Origin of the sequence: Microbispora sp. H10949, from assembly GCF_014161435.1 — a bacterium.
Lineage (GTDB): Bacteria > Actinomycetota > Actinomycetes > Streptosporangiales > Streptosporangiaceae > Microbispora > Microbispora triticiradicis.
In genome coordinates this window covers 367,960-387,973 of the sequence record NZ_JABBWZ010000002.1, presented here as the reverse complement: position 1 = coordinate 387,973, position 20,014 = coordinate 367,960, and the positions used below count along the sequence as shown (strand labels likewise).

Below are 20,014 nucleotides of genomic sequence, written 5' to 3'. Positions count from 1 at the left end.
CCACACCCCATGCGCGCGCTACCCGTCCAACTTCGGCGATCTTGGATTAGGCTTGGGTGCCGTGCCTGTTTACGCGGCCTACGGCAGCAACATGGACCCCAAGCAGATGGCGGAGTGGGCGCCCCACTCGCCCATGCGAGGAACGGGGTGGCTCCCGGGCTGGCGGCTCACCTTCGGCGGCGAGGACGTCAGCTGGGAGGGCGCTCTCGCCACGATAGTCGAGGATGCCGACGAGCAGGTATTCGTGGTCCTGTACGACGTGCCGGAGTGGGACGAGCCGTCCCTCGACCGGTGGACGGGCACCGACCTCGGCCTCTACCGCAAGGTGCGGCTCCGCGTCGCGACCCTGGAGGGCGACGTGCTCGCCTGGTCGCACGTGCTCGACTCCTACGAGGGCGGCCTGCCCTCGGCGCGCTACATCGGCATCCTCGCCGACGCCGCGGAGAAGGCGGGGGCTCCCGACGACTACGTCACGGGGCTGCGCAACCGCCCCTGCAAGTCCCTCGGCGACTGATTCCGTCCGCGGCGGCGACCCGAGCGACAGAACGGCAGGTGGAGCCGCCGGACTCAGTCATGCCCTTCTGTACGCTCAGCAAAGTGACCCCTTATGACCTGGCGGCCGAGGCCGCGACCACGTTGAGGAACCTCACCGGCATCCCCTCCTTCGACGCCGCCCTCGTCATGGGCTCGGGATGGGTGCCGGCCGCGGACGCGATCGGCGAGACGGTCGCCGAACTCCCGGTGACGAAGCTGCCCGGGTTCACCCCGCCCGCGGTCGCCGGGCACGCCGGCACGGTACGCGCGGTGCGGACGGCGGCCGGGCTCAACGGGCTGATCTTCCTGGGGCGCACGCACCTGTACGAGGGGCGCGGCGTGGACCCGGTGGTGCACGGCGTCCGTACGGCCGTCGCGGCCGGGGTGCGCACGGTCGTGCTGACCAACGCGGCTGGCGGGCTGCGCCCGGAGACCCAGAAGGTCGGCGACCCCGTGCTCATCGCCGACCACATCAACCTGACCGGGAGCAACCCGCTCGTCGGCGCGACGTTCGTGGACCTGACCGAGGTGTACTCCAGGCGGCTGCGGGACCTCGCCCGCGAGGTGGACCCCTCACTGGCCGAGGGCGTGTACGTGGCCTTCCGCGGCCCGACGTACGAGACGCCCGCGGAGATCCGCATGCTGCGCACGCTCGGCGGCGACCTGGTGGGCATGTCGACCGTGCTGGAGGCGATCGCCGCCCGGGAGGCCGGGGCCGAGGTGCTCGGGATCTCCCTGGTCACCAACCCCGGCGCGGGCCTGGCGGACGAGCCGCTCAACCACGAGGAGGTCCTGGAGGTCGGCCGCGCCACCGCCGCCCGGATGGGCGTCCTGCTCGCCCAGGTCGTCGACAAGCTGTAGGGAGCACCCGTGACCGATCTCGTACGGCTCGCCCGCGAATGGCGTGACCAGGACCCCGACCCCGACACGCGGGCGGAACTCGACGCGATCCTGGACCGGCAGGATCTCGACGCACTGGAGGACCGCTTCGGCGCCAAGCTGGAGTTCGGCACGGCGGGCCTGCGCGGCGCGCTGGGAGCCGGACCGAACCGGATGAACCGGGTGACCGTGATGCGGGCCGCCGCCGGGCTGGCCCGCGTGCTCGGACCGGGACGCCACGTCGTGATCGGCTACGACGGGCGGCACAAGTCCGACGTGTTCGCCGCCGACACGGCCCGCGTGCTGACGGGGGCCGGGCTGCGCGCGTCGGTCATGGCCGGGAGGTGGCCGACGCCGGTGCTGGCGTTCGCCGTCCGCCACCTCGGCGCGGACGCGGGCGTGATGGTCACCGCCTCGCACAACCCTCCCCAGGACAACGGTTACAAGGTCTACTGGGGCGACGGCGCGCAGATCGTCCCGCCGATCGACCAGGACATCTCGGCCGCCATCGACGCGACCGGCCCGGTGGACGCCCTCCCGCTGGGCGACGCCTGGACGACCCTCGGCCACGACGACATCGTCACGCCGTACCTGCGGGCGCTGACGGCGCTGCCGCTGGGCGACGCACGCGCGATCTCGGTCGCGTACACCCCGCTGCACGGCGTCGGCGGTGCGACCGTGTCCGAGGCGTTCCGCGCGGCGGGCTTCGAGGTGCCGGTCATGGTCGGCCGGCAGGCCATGCCCGACCCGAACTTCCCCACCGTGGCGTTCCCGAACCCCGAGGAGCCGGGCGCGATGGACCTCGCGCTCGAACTCGCCGCCGCCACCCGCGCCGACCTCGTCCTGGCGAACGACCCGGACGCCGACCGGTGCGCGGTCGGCACGCCGCTGCCCGGCGGCGGCTACCGGATGCTGACCGGCGACGAGGTGGGCGGGCTGCTCGCCGAGCACGTGCTGCGGCACACCTCGGGCGGCGACCGGCTGGTCGCCACGTCGATCGTGTCGTCCTCGCTGCTCGCGAAGATCGCCGCCGATCACGGCGTGCGGCACGCCGAGACGCTGACGGGCTTCAAGTGGATCATGAAGACTGGGCCGGGGCTCGTCTTCGGGTACGAGGAGGCGCTGGGCTACAGCGTCGGGTCGGATGCGGGCCTGCCGGTCCACGACAAGGACGGCGTCGGGGCCGCGCTCGCCGTCGCCGGGATGGCCGCCGCGGCCAGGCGGGAGGGCCGCTCGCTGCTCGACCTGCTGGACGACCAGGCCCGCCGGTACGGCCTGCACGCGACCACCCAGCTGTCGGTCCGGGTCGAGGACCTGTCGCTGATCGCGAAGGCGATGGAGCGCCTGCGGGCCAATCCTCCGGCGCGGCTGGCGGGCCGGGCGGTGGAGTCGGCCGAGGACCTGTCGCGAGGGGTGGCCGGGCTGCCGCCGACCGACGGCCTGCGCTACCGCCTCTCCGGCGACGCCCGGGTCATCGTCCGGCCCAGCGGCACCGAGCCCAAGCTCAAGTGCTACCTGGAGGTCGTCGTGCCGGTCGGGGACGAGGACGTCGCGGAGGCGAGGGCACGGGCCGCCGCGGACCTGGAGGCCCTGAAACAGGACCTCGCCACCGCCCTGGCCCTCTGAAAGGCTCCGCGCCACTCGTGTCCCGGGCCGGCCGCGCACCGGTGACCGGGCCGCGCGGGTTCCGCACGAGCAGCACGTCGGACGGCCCCTGCGACGTGACCCCCACCGGCGCCTCCGCCGGTGGGGCCGGTGGGCGCAGGGGCCGGGGGTTGTCGGCGGCCCGGCTACTGGCGGGCGCCGATGGTCTCGGCCGGGCGGGCGCGCAGGGCGAGACGCGCGGGGAGGCTCGTCGCGACCAGGGCGAGCGCGGCCACGGCGGCGATCACCAGCGCGTAGCCGGCCAGGGGGACGTACGGCACGGCCGACCCGGTCATCCCCCTGCCGAAGGCCGACAGCGTGACCAGCGCGATGCCGGTACCGGCGAGCACCGAGACGACCAGCGCGGTCAGGGTCTCCAGGCGGAGCATGCGCAGCACCTGCCGCCGCGTCGCGCCGACCAGGCGGAGCAGGGCCAGCTCCCGCGACCGGTCCATGGTGGACATGGCCAGCGTGTTGACCACGGCGATCGCGCCGAACGCGATGATCAGGCCCATGGCCACGTAGTCGACCTCGGCGTTCGGCGCCCGCGTCCCGGTCCCCTCCGTCGGCGACACCACCGGCGCCACAGCCGCCAGGGCCTCACGCCGGACCGAGGGCGCCTCGACGAGCAGGGTGCCCGAGGAATCGTCGACATGGCCGGCCACCAGCGCGTACGGGAGGGTCAGGTCGCCGAACCCGAGGCCGCGCGAGTAGATCGCCACGACCTTCAGCTCCGCCGGGGTGCCGTCGCCCAGGGTGAGCCTGACCGTCTCGCCGGTCGACAGCCCGAGCCTGGACGCCGCCGACTCGCTCAGCGCTGCCGACCGGGCGCCGAATCCGTCGAGCGAGCCGGACACGACTCCCAGGTCCACGGCCTGACCGATCGGCCGCTCGCCGCCGTCGACGCCCTGCGCGCCGTACTTGTCCAGCCCGACGCGCACGGAGGTGCGCACCACCGAAGTGACAGCGGTCACGCCCGGCACGCGGCGCACCGCGTCCGCCGTCGCGCCGCTCACCGTGTAGTCGGCGTGGGAACCGGCGGCGGCCTGCGCGGCCGGCGCGTGTCCCATCGTGGTCTGGGTGAACAGGATGGTGCAGGTCAAGGCCACCAGAAGGGTGAGCGGCGCCATCACGGAGGCCATCCGTCCCGGGTCCGTCCGCAGGTTGCGCGCGGCCAGGTGCCCGGCGCGGGAGGCGCGCAGCGCGACGCCGAGCAGGGTGGTCGCGACGCGGGCGAGCACCGGCCCGAGCAGGGTGACGGCCGTCGTCCAGACGAGCGCGGTCAGCATCGTCACGGGGCTCGACGCCGCCTCGGTCTCCAGTCCCGACAGCACCAGCGTCAGCGCGATCCCGCCGGCGACGCACAGGACGCCCGCGACCGACCGGCCGAGGGGCAGGCCGCCCCCGCCCATGGCGGCCTCGCCGAGCGCCTCGACGGGACGGATCCGCGCGATCCGGCGGACCGACAGGCGGGTCGCGGCCCAGGCCGCCACCACGGCGGCGAGCAGGGCGGCCGCCGCCGGGAACGGGCTGATGACCAGACGCAGGTTCTCCGGCATGGCGCCCAGCTCGACGAACCGGCCGCGCAGCCAGAACCCGAGACCGGCACCGGCCGCCGATCCGACGACGCCGGCGACCAGGCCGACCAGCAGCGCCTCGCCGCCCAGCAGCCTGCGTACCTGCCCGGGCGTGGCGGCGACCGCGCGGAGGAGGGCGATCTCGCGCCGTCGCTGCTGGACCGCGAGGGCGGAGGTGCCGGTCACGACGAGGATCGCCACCAGCAGGGACGTGCCGCCGAGGGCGCCGCCCAGGCTGATCAGCCGCACCCGCGCCTGCTCCGCGTCGAGGAACTCCACGGTGCCGCGCCCGTCCCCGGTGTAGGCCACGAGACGGTCGGTCAGCACCGGCGAGACATCCACGCGGGGGAACACGCCGATCGCGGTCACCCGCCCCGGGCGCCCGGCCAGCCGGCGTGCCTCGGCCGTCGAGAAGAACACCGTGTCCTGGCTCGGCAGGGCCTGCGCCGTGACCCCCACGACCCGGTACGCCTCGCCTCGGACATCGAGAGCAGCGCCGACGGACAGGCCGGAGCGGGCGTCCACGACCACCTCGCGGTTCTCACGCGGCGGGCGTCCCCGCGCGACGGTGAACGGCGTGAGCCCCGCAGACTCCCACCCGTGCCCGAGAGCGTGCCCGTTCACGGGAAACGTCACCTCGGTCAGCACCTCGGAGACGCCCGGCAGGCCGCGCAGCCGCGCGGCCGTCGCCTCGGGGATCCAGACCCGCTCCGACAGCGGCTTGGCCTTCGTCTTGACCTTCCCGGAGGACGCGGCCACGGTCTCGTGGACGTTCTGGTCGCCCGCGACGATCAGCGGCGCGCCCGCGTAGCGCTCCGGCGCTACTCCGCCCCGCAGGCCGGTCTCCAGCAGCATCAGGCACGCGCAGACCAGCGCGGCGGCGCACACCAGCGCCACGAACGCCCCCGCGAACGCCGCCCCGCGGTGCCGCAGGGTCTTCAGTGCGAGTCCGGTGATCATGCCGCGTACGCCCCCAGCCTCGTCATGCGCTCGGCGACCCTCTCGGAGCTCGGCCCGGTCATCGCGTCCACGATCCGGCCGTCGGCGAGGAACAGGACGGTGTCGGCGTAGGAGGCCGCCACCGGGTCGTGGGTGACCATCACCACGGTCTGGCCGAGGCCGTCCACCACCTCCCGCAGCAGCCGGAGCACGTCACGGGCCGTCATCGTGTCGAGCGCGCCCGTCGGCTCGTCGCCGAAGACCACCTGCGGCCGGGTCACCAGCGCCCTGGCGATGGCCACCCGCTGCTGCTGCCCGCCGGACAGCTGGGCGGGGCGGTGCCCGGTCCGGCCCGCCAGCCCCACCCGCCCGACGATCTCCTCAAGCCAGGCCCGGTCGGCCCGCACCCCGGCCAGCCGCATCGGGAGCGTGATGTTCTCCAGCACGGTCAGGGACGAGACCAGGTTGAACGCCTGGAACACGAAGCCGATCCGCTGCCTGCGCAGCTCCGTCAACCGGGTCTCGTCCATGCCGGACAGCTCCGTGCCGCCCAGCCGCACGGAGCCGGAGGAGGGCGTGTCCAGCCCCGCCGCGCAGTGCAGGAACGTGCTCTTGCCCGAACCCGACGGCCCCATCACGGCGGTGAAGCTCCCGCCGGGGATGTTCACCGAGACCTCACGCAGGGCCGCGACCGCGCCCTGTCCCTTCCCGTACACCTTGCTGACCGCGTCAAGGCGGAGCACCTCTGTCATGTGCTCAAGCCTGCTGATCAGCGGTCACGCGTCCCAGAGACGGCCTCACCTCCTGCCCATGACCTCATCATGATCCGGACACTGGTAGACATATCCGCGTGATTCGCGTACTCCTTGCCGAGGACCAGCACGTCATCAGGAGCGCCCTCGCCGCCCTGCTCGGGCTGGAGGAGGACCTGGAGATCGTCGCGACCGTGGAGTCCGGAGAGGCCGCCCTGGCCGCCGCGCTGGTCCACCGACCCGACGTCGCCGTCCTCGACATCGACATGCCCGGCAGGCTCGACGGCCTGGCGGCCGCGGCCGAGCTCCGCACGCGCCTGCCCGCCTGCCGCGCTCTGATGCTGACGGCGTACGGCAAGCCGGGACACCTGCGCCGCGCCCTCGGCTCGGGTGTCGCCGGATTCGTGCTGAAGACGGCGCCGCCGGACGAACTGGTGACCGCCATCCGCAAGGTCGCGGCCGGGGAACGGGTGCTCGACCCCTCGCTCGCGGTCACCGCCTGGGACCTGGCGGACAACCCGCTCACCCCACGCGAGGCCGACGTGCTGCGCCTGGCCGCCGCCGGCGCGGACGCCACGGACATCGCCGCGCGGCTCCACCTGGCCGCGGGCACGGTGCGCAACTACCTCACCGTGATCGTGACCAAGCTCAACGCCCGCAACCGGACCGACGCCGTGCGCATCGCCACCGAAGCCGGCTGGATCTAGCGGCCGGCTCGATCCAGGGGCGCGGCTCGATCTAAGGGCGCGGCTCGATCCAGGGGCGCGGCTCGATCCAGGGGCGCGGCTCGATCCGGATTCGCGCGGGCAGCGGCGCCCGGTGGGGCACGCAGGCGTCCAGCGTGAACCGGTCGCCGTCGGCGTGCGAGGTCAGCCGGCCGTCCAGGGCCGCGAGGCGGGTGGTCAGGTTGCCGATGCCCGACGACCCCCGCCGTGTCTCCCCCGGCCGCGCGCCGTCGTTGCGCACCCGCAGCCGCAGCCCGCTCTCGTCGGCGCGCATCGTGATCGCGCAGTGGCGGGCCTCGCTGTGCCTGAGCACGTTCGTCACGGCCTCCCTGAGCACGGTGCCCAGCACGGTCTCGACCTCGGCGGGCAGGTCCGGCTCGACCGGCTCCACGGTCACCCGGATCCCGGCGGCCGACAGCACCGTGCGCGCCGACTCCACCTCGGCGGCCAGGGACAGCTCCCGCTGCTCGCCCGACACCGAACGCAGGTCCGCCCGCGCGCCCTCCGCCATGGCGACGATCTCCTCGATCCGCTCCCGCGGGCTCTCCAGGCGGCGGGCCAGCTCACAGGTCAGCAGGATCGCGGCCAGGGAGTGCCCGAGCAGGTCGTGCAGGTCGCGGGCGGCGCGCAGACGCTCCTCGACGATCGCGGAGCGGGCCAGGCTCTCCCTCGCGGCTTGGAGCTCCTTCACGATCTGGGCCAGGCGGAGCAGGGCGTAGACCACCAGCCCGGTGACGAGCGCGCTGATCGTGCTGTTGGCGAGGACGGGGGCGGGCAGGCCGAACAGCATCCCGGCCCCGGCGACGCTCGCCACGATCGCCGCCGCCGCCGGCCACGCGGCCCGCCGGGGGAACGCGAGCAGGACCGGCCCGGCGAGGAAGCCCGCCGCTCCGAGCCAGACGGGCCCGAAGACCGGAACAGGCGCGTACGTGAGGACCGCCATCACCCCGAGCGCCACCATGTGACGCCCGTTCACGGAACGGAGCTGCATGACGACGATCACGGCGAGGCACGCCGCGGCCGGGACCACGAGGGCGCCGGAGAGCTGGAGCAGCGCCTTGACGCTGAAGCCCACCAGGACGGCCGCGAGCACCGTGACCGACACTGCGTACGACGCGTCGCCGGCGAACCTCGGCAGGAACCGGCGCCGCTCTCCCTCCGCCGACGATTCCGGAGCACGGGCGTCGCCGGCGCCCGTCTCGCCCGGCGGCGCCTCGATGGAAGGACTGCGGGGAAGCGTCGCCTCCACCACGAATCGTCCCGTGGGGGACAGACCGGTGGCGAGGGTGCCGCCCGCCTCCTCCAGCCGGAGCCCGTCGAAGTCGGGGCCCTCGGCGGTGCGGTGGCCGTCGTCGACGACACGCAGCCGCACCTTGTCTCCCTGCTCGCTCGTCTCGATGACGCACAGCCGGGCGGTGCCCCGCCTCAGCACGTCGGTGACGGCCTCGCGCAGCACACTCGCCAACAGCGCCCCACCGGGGCCGAGAGGCTCGGTGTGGCCGCCGCGCACCTCGACGGCGACTCCCGCGGCGTCGAGCATCGCCCTCGCCGTGACCAGCTCGGGAGCGAGGGACGTGGCGCGGTAGTTCGCGGAGGCGGCGCGGGCGTCGGCCAGTGCCGCACGCGCGGTGGCGGTCACCGAAGCCAGCACCTCGGCCGCGCCGTCGGGTTCCGCCAGCGCGCGGCGGCCGCCGTCGACGATCACCTCCAGGCTCCGCCCGAGGCCGTCGTTGAGCTCGGCCGCCAGGCGCAGCCGCTCGGCGCCCACGGCCGCGGCGGCCAGCGAGAGCCGGGCGGCGTGCATCTCGCCCGCGCGCTCCACGAGCCGGGTGAGACCGAAGACGACCAGCGCGACCAGCACCACGGTGATCGTCGCGTCGGCCGTCGCCCCGCCGCGGGCGGCGTCGATCAGCGCCGCGCTCGCCACCACCAGCGGCGCGAGCACGCGTGCGGTATCACGATGGGCACTGGTCAGCAGCAGCGCACCGGCCAGGAAGCCCAGGATCCCGGTGGAGACGCCGCCGGCGACGCTCGCCGTGTAGACGAGGGCGGCCTGCGCGGCGAGCAGCCACCACTTCCTGAACTTCAGCAGGTAGAGGACCTGCACGCCGAACACCGCCAGCGCGATCGGCGCGCCCGCGACCACGTAGACGCTCGCGAGCGCGGCCAGCACAACGACGACGATCATCCGCGCCAGACGCACTCGGACCCCTTCGGCAAACGACGACCACCCCGGCGTCGCACGGGCATGACGCGGCGCGCGCCAGGCCGCGGTGCGTGCTCCGCCCCCGCTCCCCGCCTCCTGATCAGGAGAGGACGACGGCGGCCACGACCAGCGCGAGCGCGGCTGCCAGGACGGCCAGGGCGGAGGGCGACCAGGTGACCCGGGTCTCGCCGGTGGACGTCTGCCGGCGCGACCTGCTCATCTCCTCAAGCTGCTGGGCCACCCAGTCGGCGTGGGTGCGCCCGCCCACGGCCGCCGTGGCCCGCTCGACGCGGTCCTTCGACGAGGCCGCCTTGACGGCCTGCCCGGCGGCCCTGGCCCGCTCCCGCGCCGTGGCCTGCGGTGTCCAGCAGCGTACGGCCGTCCCGCCCGACTCGATCACGATGGCGCTGGTGACCGAGAGGTCGTCGACGGCGTTCCAGGGGATGTAGGCGTTCCTGAGCACGTTGCGGACGCGGACCCCGCCCTCCTCGGCGAGGATGGCGGGCCGCAGCGCCATGACGAAGACCAGCGCCGTGATGACGCCGAGCACCGCCCCCGCGATCAGCGCGCTGGGCATCCGGCCGTGGGCGATCAGGTCCCAGGTGTTCCAGGCGGCGAACACCAGCCAGGCCCACCCGAAGATCCAGGCCAGCTTGGACCGGTAGACCTGCGGCTTCACGCGCCCTGCCGCATCCGTGCGAAGGCGGGCTTGATCACGTCGTTGATCAGCGCGAGCCGCTCGTCGAACGGGATGAACGCCGACTTCATCGCGTTGACGGTGAACCACTGCAGGTCGTCCCAGCCGTAGCCGAAGGCGTCCACCAGCTCCGCGAACTCCCGCGACACGCTGGTGCCGCTCATCAGCCGGTTGTCGGTGTTGACCGTCACGCGGAAGTACAGGCGGCGCAGCAGGCCGATCGGGTGTTCGGCGATCGACGGGGCGGCCCCGGTCTGCAGGTTGGAGGTCGGGCACATCTCCAGCGGGATGCGCTTGTCGCGGACGTAGGCCGCGAGCCTGCCGAGCTTGGCCTCGCCGTCCGCCGGCACCGTGATGTCGTCGATGATCCGCACCCCGTGGCCCAGCCGGTCGGCGCCGCACCACTGGATGGCCTGCCAGATCGACGGCAGTCCGAAGGCCTCCCCCGCGTGGATCGTGAAGTGGGCGTTCTCCCGCTGGAGGTACTCGAAGGCGTCCAGGTGCCGTGTGGGCGGATATCCGGCCTCCGCGCCCGCGATGTCGAACCCGACCACGCCGAGGTCCCGGTAGCGTACGGCGAGCTCGGCGATCTCCATCGAGCGCGCCTGGTGGCGCATCGCGGTGAGCAGCGTGCCGACCCTGATGCGCGTGCCGCCGTCCGGTGCGGCCGAGCCGAGCCGGAACCCCTCCAGCACGGCCTCCACGACCTCGTCCAGCGACAGGCCCTGTGAGGTGTGCTGTTCCGGCGCGAAACGGACCTCGGCGTAGATCACGCCGTCGTCCGCCAGGTCCTCGGCGCACTCGGCGGCCACCCTGACCAGCCCGGCACGGGTCTGCATGACCCCGACCGTGTGGGCGAACGTCTCCAGGTAACGCTCCAGCGACCCCGAGTCCGCCGCCTCCCTGAACCAGGCCCCCAGCTTGTCCGGGTCGTACGTGGGCAGTTCGTGTCCGCACTCCCGGGCGAGCTCCACGATCGTCCCGGCCCGCAGCCCGCCGTCGAGATGGTCGTGCAGGAGCACCTTGGGCACCCTGCGGATCTCCTCCAGAGTGGGCAACTCGTTCATTCGCCCTCCTCACCGCGGTCGTACATCCGGCAATCCTATCCACGGACCCGGATCGGGCGGCCTGGCGAGATCCGCCGACGCTCAGTCCTCGCGGTTGGCGGTGTCCGGGGAGAACGCGGGCAGGCAGACCGCCACGTACTCGGCGCCGGACGGCCCGGCGCTGTAGCGGATCTTCTCTCCCGGCTCGCTGGCGAACGCCTGGCCCGCCTCCACGACGGTCGTCCCGCCCTCGTGCTCCACGACGACCGACCCCTTGAGGACGAGCGTGTACTCGGCGAACGCGGGGGCCTGCGCGGGCTCGCTCCAGCCCGCGGGCGCCACCATGTGGGCGATGGAGACCTGTTCGTCGCCGCTGTTGACGCGGCCGACGTACTCGTCGATGACCTTCCCGCCCGGCACCGGCACCCGGGTGGGTCCCTCGATCTTCCTGACCATGCCGACCAGTGTCGCAGTGGGCGGCGCCCGCCACGAGCCCGGGGGCCCACGCTCCCCCGGGCTCGCAGCGGCGAGGTGGTCAGACGAGTTCCGGCACCGGTTCCTCCCTGGCCTCGACCGGCCGCCGGAACCGGAGCCCCGAGACGGCGACCGCCAGGCCGGCGAGGGCGAACCCGGCCGAGACCAGGATCGCGGCGCGGAACCGGGTGATCGGGTCACCGCCGTCCGCCCCCGCGGTGAGGACGGCCGTGACGATCGCCAGCACCACCGCGCCGCCGACCTGCCCGGAGGTGTTCAGCAGCCCGGAGGCGAGCCCCTGCTCCTCGTCGTCGACCCCGGCGGTCGCCTGGATGTTGAGCGAGGGGAAGGACAGCGCGAACGCGACGCCCAGCAGGAGCATGCCGGGCAGCACCATCGTGAACAGGCCGGGGTGCAGGTCCACCCGCAGGAACACCGCGTAGCCCGCGAGCAGCGCGACCGACCCCACCACGATGAGGCGCGCGGTGCCGAAGCGGTCGGCGAGCCTGCCCATCGTGGTCGAGCCGACCGCGACCAGCAGTCCGGCCGGAAGGAACGCCAGCGCGGTCGTCAGGGCGCTCCAGCCCAGCAGGTTCTGGAAGTACTGCATCGCCACGAACTGGAAGCCGACGTACGAGCCGAACAGGATGACCAGCCCGACGTTGGCCCGGACGAGCGGTGCGGAGCGCAGGATGCCGAGCCGGACCAGCGGGTGCCGCACCCTCCACTCCAGCCGGACGAACAGGCCGACCAGGGCGGCGGACGCCGCCAGCGACACCACGGTGCGCGCCACGCTCACCTTGGGCGCCTCGACCACGGCGAAGACCATGAGCAGCATCGCGGCCGTGATGGTCACGGCGCCGAGGAGGTCGTGGCCGCCCTCCCCGCGCTCATCGCTCCGCTCCAGCAGGCGCGCCCCGGCCACCAGCGCGATGATGGCCACCGGTACGGGCATGAGGAACGTCCAGCGCCATCCGATCTCGGTGAGCACGCCGGACAGCACCAGCCCGAGTGAGAAGCCGCTGGCGCCGGAGGCGGTGAAGATGCTCAGCGCCCGGTTGCGGGCGGGTCCTTCGGCGAAGGTCGTGGTGATGATGGACAACGCGGCCGGCGCGGTGAACGCGGCGCTGACGCCCTTCGCGAAACGGGCCGCGATCAACAGCGTCCCGTCGCTCATCAGCCCGCCGAGCAGCGAGGCGACGGCGAAGAGGACCAGGGCCGACAGGAACACCCGGCGACGGCCGAGCAGGTCGGCGGTCCGGCCCCCGAGCAGCAGCAGACCGCCGTACCCCAGCACGTAACCGCTCACCACCCACTGCAGCGAGGTGGTGGTCATCCCGAGATCGGCCTGGATGGACGGAAGCGCCACCCCGACCATCGACACGTCGAGGGCGTCGAGGAACACGACGGCGCAGAGCACCGTGAGGGCACCCCACAGGCGGGCCCCCCAGCGCTCGTCCTTGGTGGAGGAAATCATGGGCCAGAACTTACATGCACGCGCATTCAATGCACAAGCATTTAATGTTGTTGCATGTAGTTTGCGTGGGTGGTATGGTCGCGCGCAGAAAGGCGGTCTCGCATGAACGACACCGACACCGATTTCGTGGTCATGGCCTGGCGCGCGCTGCTCGCCCGTCACGCCGAGGTGTCATGCGTCCTGGAGCGCGAGCTCAGCGACAAGCACGGGCTCGGAGTGAGCGAGTTCGAGGTGCTGGAGCGCCTCGCGGAGGGCCGGTCGTCCTGCCAGGAGCCGGGCGAGGTCAAGTTCCGCGTGCAGGGGCTCGCCGACCAGGTCCACCTGAGCCAGAGCGCGCTCTCCCGCCTCATCGCACGGCTGGAACGCGAAGGACTGGTCGCCCGCGCCCTGTGCGAGGCGGACCGGCGCGGAGTGTTCGTGCATATCACCGAGGAGGGCCGCCGCCGGCACGCCGAGGCGACCCCCACCCACAGAGCGGTTCTGTCCGCGCACCTGTTCCCGCACCTCGTCGACGCCGGCTGCGCGAAATTGGCCGAGGACGCCGCTCCGGAGGACGCGACCTCCCGCCAGGCCTGACCGTCACGGGCGGGTCGGTCAGGCGGTGCCCGCGAGGGCCAACGGGACGCCGTCCGGGTCGACGAGCAGTCCGTCCCCCGCGACCCGGGCGCCGGACGCGACCAGCCTCCCGGCCTCCCTCCCGGGGTCGTCCACGGCGAGGGCGACGTGCCGGAAGCCGCGCCGGCCGGGGTCGGCCGTCCAGGGACTCGGCGTCGTCGCCGCGGTGAACGTGAACACCTCCAGTACGGCAGGCCCCGCCAGCAGGTAGGTGATCAGGAAGCCCCGGGGATCCTGGTCCTGGGTGATCTGGCCGATCACCTCGTACCCGAGGGTGTCGCGGTAGAAGGCCAGCGCGGCGTCGAGCCCTCCCGACGTGACCGCCACATGGTCGAAAACCGGCGGCGCCGTACGCGGCCTGCTCAGGGTGGCCAGCCGTTCGCGTTCGGCGAGTTCGGGCGAGGCGACGCGGTGATACCGCAGGTAGTTGTCGGTGATCTCCAGGTGCGTGCCGTCCGGGTCCTGGAAGAACGCGATGCGCACGCCGCCGACCGCGTCGAGCGGCGGGAGCGTGAAGGGCACCCCGGCGTCGCGTACGCGCTCGGCCCGCAGGTCGACGTCCCCGACCTTGAAGCCGATGTGCCGGATGCCGCGCTGGAGGTCGTCGTTCACCCAGCCGCCGAGGTCGCCGTCGCCCGTCTCGACGAGCTTGAGCAGCACGGGACCCGCCGTCAGCCAGGCCACCCCCGCCTCTCCCGCGGGGCCCTCCACCTCGGCGAGGTCCAGCAGGCTCCGGTAGAAGTCGAGCGAACGGGCCAGATCGGCGACGCCGATCTCGACATGCCGGATGTCCCTGGACACGTGCCTCCCTCCGTCACGGCCTGCCCCGGCACCGCCGGTCACGAAGCCCTGATCTCTACGCACATGAGACTTTCCCATATCTCTCCGGACGCAGGCCGGGCGCCAGGGTCAGCGTGACCGCGACGGAGACCGCGGCCATGGCGGCCATGGCGGCCGAGGCCGAGGTGAGCTGGGCGACGGAACCGGCGATCGCGGCGCCAACCCCCTGCATGGTCATCGTGCCGGACGACTGCAGCCCCAGCGCCTGCCCGCTCATCTCCTCGGGCGTGACGGCCATGAGGCGTTCCTGGAGAAGCAGGCCGGCCGAGTATCCGGCCGAGGCGAGCCCCACGGCCGCGACCGCGAGCGGCAGGGCGGGGTGCAGGAGGAAGACCAGGTACGGCACGGCCAGCAGCAGCCGCAGCGGAGCGCTCAGCCGCTCGCGCCACCGCTTCGGGACGAACCGCCCCAGCAGGGTGTCTCCCGCGAGCATCCCCGCGGCGGCGGAGGCGAACAGCGTCCCGGCGTGCCGCGGATCATAGGCGACGTACAGCGACTCGCAGCCGACGATCAGTCCGTTGGGCACCCACAGGGCCAGGTAGAGACGACGGCGCGCCGGCGACGACCACAGCCTACGGTTGGTCCGCCACGTCTCGGCGGGCGAGGGCCGTCCCTGTGCCCGGGGCGGACGGGCGGCGAGCCCCCATCGGGCGACGAGGGCGGCGGCGAGGTCCAGCCCCGCCCCCACGAGCAGGGTGCCGCGCGGGGAGAGGGCGGTCACGAGCACGCCCCCCGGCGGCGAAACCCGCGATCTGCTGGACGCCGGCCGACATGTTGAGCACCGAACGGCCCAGCAGGTATCCGTCCCTCGGCAGGATCTCGTTGAGCAGCCCGAACCTGACCCCGCTGCCGAGGGACGCGGCGAGCCCCATGCCGAGGACGACGGCGAACAGCGCCCACAGCGGCAGGCCGGGTACGGCGAGCGCGACCGTGCCGCCGCAGAACACCAGCGCCAGGCCCGTCATCGCGGCGCGCGGGGGCAGCCGGTCGGCCGCCGACATCAGCGCCACCGCCCCGAGCACCTGGGAGAAGGACGCGCCGAACATGCTCAGCGCCGACAGCTACGCCCTGGTCTACCCCTGCTCCGGCGCACTGGCGGAGCCCGGCGGCCCGGCGGCGCCCGAGGCGCTGGGCAGGCTGCTCGGACCGGCGAGGGCGCGGGTGCTCGTGCTGCTCGCCGCGCCGAAGAGCACCACCCACCTCGTGGCGCTCACCGGCCGGCCGCTCGGGTCCGTCGGCCGCCACCTCAGGGTGCTGCTCGACGCCGGTCTCGTACGGCGCCGCCGCGCCGGGCGGTCCGTCCTGTACTACCGCACGCCCCTCGGCGACGCGCTCGCCGAGACCGACACGGATTATCGTTCGTTATAATGAACGTATGGTTCTTTTCAGAATGACATCGTGAGCGGGGCGGCGGCGGCGATCGGTGCGCAGATCCGGCTGCGCCGGCAGCAGCGCGGGATGAGCGCGGCCGAGCTCGCCCGCCGGGCCGGTCTCGGCAAGGCGACGCTGTCCAGCCTGGAGGCGGGCACCGGCAATCCGACGATCGAGACGCTGGAAGCCGTCGCCCTGGCCCTGCACATTCCCCTGACCGACCTGCTGACCAGGGACACCGACGCCGGTCCCGTCCACCTGCCCTCGACGCTCGCGGCCGCCGACGGTCCGACACGCGAACTGCTGCGCCGCATCGGCAGCGGGCACAGCCTGGAGCTGTGGCGGCTGCGCATGCCCCCGCGCACCGACCTCGACGGCATCCCGCACGCCCCCGGCACCGTCGAACACCTGCTGGTCGCCGCGGGCGAGGTCACGGCCGGGCCGGCCGACGACCCCCGCCTCCTCGCGCCGGGCGACCTGCTGGCCTTCGCCGGCGACCGCCCGCACCGTTACAGCACCGGCGACGGCCCGGCGGACGTCACGGTCGTCATCGCCTCGCCCGTGACCGGCTGAGCCGATCGAATCCCCCCACGGCCGGCCAGACCGGCCAGGAAGGACCAGCCCATGTCGTGGTTGCCGATACTCCCCCTGCTCGGCGTCTGGATCCTGGTCGTGATGAGCCCGGGCCCCGACTTCCTCATCGTGCTCAGACACTCGGCCGGCGGGTCACGGCGCAGCGGCGTACGCGTGGCCGCGGGCGTCGTCACCGGCATCGGGGTGTGGGCGGTCGCCGGTCTGTTCGGCGTCACCATGCTCGTCCAGCGGTTCGAGTGGCTCTACACCGCCGCCCGCGTCGCCGGCGCGCTGTTCCTCGTCGCGTTCGGCGTCGCGACCATCCGCGCCGCCCGCAAGCGGTCGCCCCAGGCCGACGACGAGCCGCCGGCCATCGCCGCGCGCCGTCCGGGCAGACTGCGCGAGTGGCGCGCCGGGCTGCTGACCAACCTCGCCAACCCGAAGGCTCTGGTCTTCTTCGGCGCCCTGTTCGCCAGCCTGCTCCCGCACCACGCGAACCTCGTCATGCGAACGGTCACGCTCGGCGCGATGCTGGCCGTCGCGTTCGCCTGGTTCTCCGCTGTGGCCTTCCTGGCCGGCAGCCCGTGGATCACCAGGGGCTACGGGCGGCTGAGGAAGAGGCTCGACCTGCTCACCGGCGGCCTGTTCGTCGGCATGGGCGCGCTGCTCATCCCCCGCTGAGCCGGGCCGGAACGCGCGGGAGGTCAGGCGGTGACGCGGTCGATGACCAGGGGCAGCAGGTCCGCGCCGCCGTCCACGCCGATCTCGTACGCGCCGTCGAGCGCCTGGAGGGCCCGGTCGAACCGGCCGGCCTCGTCGGCGTACAGGGTCATCAGCGGGGCGCCGGCCCGGACCTCGTCGCCGGGCTTGGCGTGCAGGACGATGCCCGCGCCCGCCGACACCGGGTCCTCCTTGCGGGCCCGTCCGGCGCCGAGCCGCCAGGCCGCCACGCCGACCTTGAGCGCGTCGAGCGTGACCAGCGTGCCCGAGGCGGGAGCGGTCACCACGGCCGACTCGGCGGCCTTCGGCAGCGGCGCGTCCGGGTCGCCGCCCTGGGCGCCGATCATGCGCCGCCAGGCGTCCATCGCCGAACCGTCCTTGAGCGCCTGCTCGGGATCCCGGGCGCCCGGCACGGCGGCCGCCTCCAGCATCTCCTCGGCCAGCCGCACGGTGAGCTCGACCACGTCGGCCGGGCCGCCGCCGGCGAGCACCTCGACGGCCTCCTCCACCTCCAGCGCGTTGCCGACCTTCAGGCCGAGCGGCCGGTCCATCGCGGTAAGCAGGGCGACCGTGCGCACCCCGGCGTCGGTGCCGAGCTCGACCATCGTCCGGGCGAGCTCCCGGGCGTCGTCCACGGTCTTCATGAACGCGCCCGAGCCGGCCTTCACGTCGAGCACCAGCGAGCCCGTGCCCTCGGCGATCTTCTTCGACATGATCGAGGAGGCGATCAGCGGGATCGACTCGACCGTGCCGGTGACGTCGCGCAGCGCGTAGAGCTTGCGGTCGGCGGGCGCGAGGCCCGCGCCCGCCGCGCACACGACCGCGCCGGCCGAGTGGATCACGCCGAGCATCTCCTCGTTGGACAGGGACGCCCGCCAGCCGGGGATCGACTCCAGCTTGTCCAGCGTGCCGCCGCTGTGCCCGAGGCCACGCCCGGACAGCTGCGGCACGTACGCGCCGCACGCGGCGACCAGCGGGGCCAGCGGGAGAGTGATCTTGTCCCCGACCCCGCCGGTGGAGTGCTTGTCGGCGGTGGGCCGGTCGAGGGCGGACCAGTCCATCCGCTCCCCCGACCTGATCATGGCCTGGGTCCAGTCCGCGATCTCCCTGCGGTTCATGCCGTTCAGCAGGATCGCCATCAGCAGCGCCGACATCTGCTCGTCGGCCACCTCGCCGCGCGTGTACGCGTCGATCACCCAGTCGATCTGGGCGGCCGACAGCTCGCCGCGGTCCCGCTTGGCGACGATGACCTCGATCGCGTCGAACCCCACGTTTCCCCCTTTATCGCGAAAGGTCGTCTGGCCCGAAGGCGAACGGCAGGAAGTCCGCCATCCGCATCGGCCCGTCGGGCGTCTCCACCAGCAGATCGGCGCCGCCGTGCTCGAACAGCAGCTGGCGGCAGCGCCCGCACGGCATCAGCAGCTCGCCGTGGCCGTCCACGCAGGTGAAGGCCACCAGCCGGCCGCCGCCGCTCGCGTGCAGCGCCGAGACGAGCCCGCACTCGGCGCACAGCCCGATGCCGTACGACGCGTTCTCCACGTTGCAGCCGGTGACGGTGCGGCCGTCGTCGGCCAGCGCCGCCGCGCCCACCGGGAACTTCGAGTACGGCGCGTACGCGTGGGTCATGGCCTCGCGGGCCGCCTCGCGCAGCGCCTCCCAGTCGATGGTCATTTCGCCTGCCCCCTTCGGTACGGGACGCCGTCGGCCGCCGGCATCCGCAGCCGCTGCGATGCCAGCGACAACACCAGCAGCGTGGTCAGGTGGGGGGTGAACGAGGTGAACTGCTCCGGAACGGTGTCCGTCAGGGCGAAGACCGCGAACACCGCGATCGCCACGACGCCGGTGACGAGCGCCGCGACTGCCCGCCGCTGCCGTACGAGCTGGTAGACCGCCACGGCGGCGAGCAGGAGCGCGACGACCAGCAGCAGCGCGTGCACCGAGATGCCGCCCTGGCGGAGCTGGAGCGCGTCGGTGTAGCCGAACAGCGCGGCGCCCCCGGCGAGCCCGCCCGGCCGCCAGTTGCCGAAGATCATGGCGGCGAGGCCGATGTAGCCGCGCCCGCCCGTCTGGCCGTCCCGGTAGATGCCGGCGGCCACCAGCGACAGGAACGCGCCGCCGAGCCCGGCGAGCAGGCCGGAGACGAGCACCGCGGCCCACTTGTAGAGGTAGACGTTCACACCAAGCGACTCGGCCGCGACCGGCCGCTCGCCGCACGCCCGCAGGCGCAGCCCGAAGGGCGTGCGCCACAGGATGTAGAGCGACAGCGGGACCAGCAGGATCGCCAGGATCGTGAACCAGGACACGCCCTGGGTGATGCCCCGCAGCACGCCCGCGAAGTCGGACAGCACGAACCAGTGGTTCGCCTCGACGGTACGCAGCGGGTCGTCGAGGAAGCCCAGGCTCACCGTGCCCATCTTCGGCAGCGGCGGGGAGTTCTTGGTGCCGCCGCCCGGCATGCCGTTGAAGACGAGCTGGGACAGGTACTGTGTGACGCCGACGCCGACGATGTTGATCGCGACGCCGGAGATGATGTGGTCGACGCCGAAGGTCACCGTCGCGACCGCGTGGATCGCCGCGCCCAGCGCCCCGCCGATCGCGCCGGCGAGCACGCCCGCCCACGGGCTGTGGAACTGGAGCGCGCCCCAGGCGCCGAACCACGTGCCGAGCACCATCATGCCTTCGAGGCCGATGTTGACCACGCCGGCCCGCTCCGACCACAGGCCGCCGAGCCCCGCGAGGCCGATCGGCACGGCGAGGCCGAGCGCGGCGCTGACCGTGCCCGCCGACGTGATGTCGTTCGCCCCGGTCACCAGGCGCGCGACCGACAGCAGCACCACCAGCCCGGCCAGCCCGAGCAGGAGCACCGGCGCCGACAGCCGGAACCGCCGCGCCGGAGGCGTCTCGACCGGGCGCTCGACCGGAAGGTCCGTCGCCGTCATGCCGTC

At 73.5% G+C, this 20,014-nt stretch carries 20 protein-coding genes; 8 read left to right on the top strand and 12 right to left on the bottom strand.

Annotated elements, in window-relative coordinates; genetic code table 11:
• Window positions 1-61: 61 nt before the first annotated feature.
• The 3 genes from HHX40_RS06025 (at window position 62) to HHX40_RS06015 (ending at window position 3,039) form a co-directional block, all read left to right on the top strand.
• Window positions 62-514, top strand: coding sequence for a gamma-glutamylcyclotransferase (locus tag HHX40_RS06025; protein ID WP_138460432.1), 453 nt, complete (start codon window positions 62-64; stop codon window positions 512-514).
• An 83-nt stretch (window positions 515-597) separates the two neighbouring features.
• Entirely contained in the window at window positions 598-1,395 is a 798-nt protein-coding gene (locus HHX40_RS06020) for a purine-nucleoside phosphorylase (RefSeq protein ID WP_396775474.1), read from the top strand.
• Window positions 1,396-1,404: 9 nt separating this feature from the next.
• Window positions 1,405-3,039, top strand: coding sequence for a phospho-sugar mutase (locus HHX40_RS06015; protein WP_138460434.1), 1,635 nt, complete (start codon window positions 1,405-1,407; stop codon window positions 3,037-3,039).
• Window positions 3,040-3,203: 164 nt separating this feature from the next.
• On the opposite strand, the gene HHX40_RS06010 is transcribed toward HHX40_RS06015, so the two are convergent.
• Together HHX40_RS06010 and HHX40_RS06005 are read right to left on the bottom strand one after the other, a co-directional pair.
• Window positions 3,204-5,594 (bottom strand): ABC transporter permease, encoded by a 2,391-nt coding sequence (locus HHX40_RS06010; protein ID WP_182879716.1) that lies wholly within the window; start codon window positions 5,592-5,594, stop codon window positions 3,204-3,206.
• A complete protein-coding gene (locus HHX40_RS06005) occupies window positions 5,591-6,325 on the bottom strand; it encodes an ABC transporter ATP-binding protein (protein WP_182879715.1) in 735 nt (244 codons plus the stop codon). The genes HHX40_RS06010 and HHX40_RS06005 overlap by 4 nt, the downstream gene beginning before the upstream one ends.
• Window positions 6,326-6,423: 98 nt before the next feature.
• Here HHX40_RS06005 and HHX40_RS06000 point away from each other — a divergent pair, with 98 nt between their 5' ends.
• Complete coding sequence (locus HHX40_RS06000; protein ID WP_182879714.1) at window positions 6,424-7,032, top strand: response regulator transcription factor; 609 nt, start codon at window positions 6,424-6,426, stop codon at window positions 7,030-7,032.
• A gap of 31 nt (window positions 7,033-7,063) precedes the next feature.
• On the opposite strand, the gene HHX40_RS05995 is transcribed toward HHX40_RS06000, so the two are convergent.
• From HHX40_RS05995 to HHX40_RS05975, 5 genes are all read right to left on the bottom strand, one after another.
• A complete protein-coding gene (locus HHX40_RS05995; protein ID WP_220498739.1) occupies window positions 7,064-9,238 on the bottom strand; it encodes a sensor histidine kinase in 2,175 nt (724 codons plus the stop codon).
• A 118-nt stretch (window positions 9,239-9,356) separates the two neighbouring features.
• Window positions 9,357-9,935, bottom strand: coding sequence for a PH domain-containing protein (locus HHX40_RS05990; protein ID WP_182879713.1), 579 nt, complete (start codon window positions 9,933-9,935; stop codon window positions 9,357-9,359).
• Entirely contained in the window at window positions 9,932-11,020 is a 1,089-nt protein-coding gene (locus HHX40_RS05985) for an adenosine deaminase (protein WP_182879712.1), read from the bottom strand. The genes HHX40_RS05990 and HHX40_RS05985 overlap by 4 nt, the downstream gene beginning before the upstream one ends.
• A gap of 81 nt (window positions 11,021-11,101) precedes the next feature.
• Window positions 11,102-11,455, bottom strand: coding sequence for a cupin domain-containing protein (locus HHX40_RS05980; RefSeq protein WP_111698332.1), 354 nt, complete (start codon window positions 11,453-11,455; stop codon window positions 11,102-11,104).
• Between the two features lie 79 nt (window positions 11,456-11,534).
• Window positions 11,535-12,950, bottom strand: a complete 1,416-nt coding sequence (locus tag HHX40_RS05975) for an MFS transporter (RefSeq protein WP_182879711.1) — start codon at window positions 12,948-12,950, stop codon at window positions 11,535-11,537.
• Between the two features lie 102 nt (window positions 12,951-13,052).
• Between HHX40_RS05975 and HHX40_RS05970 the strand changes: the two genes are divergently transcribed.
• Window positions 13,053-13,526, top strand: a complete 474-nt coding sequence (locus HHX40_RS05970) for a MarR family winged helix-turn-helix transcriptional regulator (protein WP_182879710.1) — start codon at window positions 13,053-13,055, stop codon at window positions 13,524-13,526.
• A gap of 18 nt (window positions 13,527-13,544) precedes the next feature.
• Here the strand turns inward: HHX40_RS05970 and HHX40_RS05965 are convergent, their stop codons facing one another.
• Together HHX40_RS05965 and HHX40_RS05960 are read right to left on the bottom strand one after the other, a co-directional pair.
• Window positions 13,545-14,366, bottom strand: coding sequence for a VOC family protein (locus HHX40_RS05965; RefSeq protein ID WP_182879709.1), 822 nt, complete (start codon window positions 14,364-14,366; stop codon window positions 13,545-13,547).
• Window positions 14,367-14,421: 55 nt separating this feature from the next.
• Window positions 14,422-15,126: a hypothetical protein gene (locus tag HHX40_RS05960; RefSeq protein ID WP_220498738.1), complete on the bottom strand. Its 705-nt coding sequence runs from the start codon at window positions 15,124-15,126 to the stop codon at window positions 14,422-14,424.
• A 50-nt stretch (window positions 15,127-15,176) separates the two neighbouring features.
• Here HHX40_RS05960 and HHX40_RS36300 point away from each other — a divergent pair, with 50 nt between their 5' ends.
• From HHX40_RS36300 to HHX40_RS05945, 3 genes are read left to right on the top strand one after another with little or no spacing between them, the layout of a single operon-like run.
• Complete coding sequence (locus tag HHX40_RS36300) at window positions 15,177-15,773, top strand: ArsR/SmtB family transcription factor (protein ID WP_259403296.1); 597 nt, start codon at window positions 15,177-15,179, stop codon at window positions 15,771-15,773.
• A gap of 30 nt (window positions 15,774-15,803) precedes the next feature.
• Complete coding sequence (locus tag HHX40_RS05950; protein ID WP_220498737.1) at window positions 15,804-16,349, top strand: helix-turn-helix domain-containing protein; 546 nt, start codon at window positions 15,804-15,806, stop codon at window positions 16,347-16,349.
• A 51-nt stretch (window positions 16,350-16,400) separates the two neighbouring features.
• Window positions 16,401-17,030 carry a LysE family translocator gene (locus HHX40_RS05945; protein WP_182879708.1) on the top strand — a complete coding sequence of 210 codons (630 nt, stop codon included), beginning with the start codon at window positions 16,401-16,403 and terminating at the stop codon, window positions 17,028-17,030.
• Window positions 17,031-17,053: 23 nt separating this feature from the next.
• Here the strand turns inward: HHX40_RS05945 and HHX40_RS05940 are convergent, their stop codons facing one another.
• Genes HHX40_RS05940 through HHX40_RS05930 form a run of 3 tightly spaced genes read right to left on the bottom strand, consistent with a single transcriptional unit; the run spans window position 17,054 to window position 20,008 of the window.
• Entirely contained in the window at window positions 17,054-18,340 is a 1,287-nt protein-coding gene (locus tag HHX40_RS05940) for a thymidine phosphorylase (protein WP_182879707.1), read from the bottom strand.
• 10 nt (window positions 18,341-18,350) lie between these two features.
• Window positions 18,351-18,740, bottom strand: coding sequence for a cytidine deaminase (locus tag HHX40_RS05935; protein WP_111698348.1), 390 nt, complete (start codon window positions 18,738-18,740; stop codon window positions 18,351-18,353).
• Window positions 18,737-20,008, bottom strand: a complete 1,272-nt coding sequence (locus tag HHX40_RS05930) for an ABC transporter permease (protein ID WP_182879706.1) — start codon at window positions 20,006-20,008, stop codon at window positions 18,737-18,739. The genes HHX40_RS05935 and HHX40_RS05930 overlap by 4 nt, the downstream gene beginning before the upstream one ends.
• Window positions 20,009-20,014: the final 6 nt, after the last annotated feature.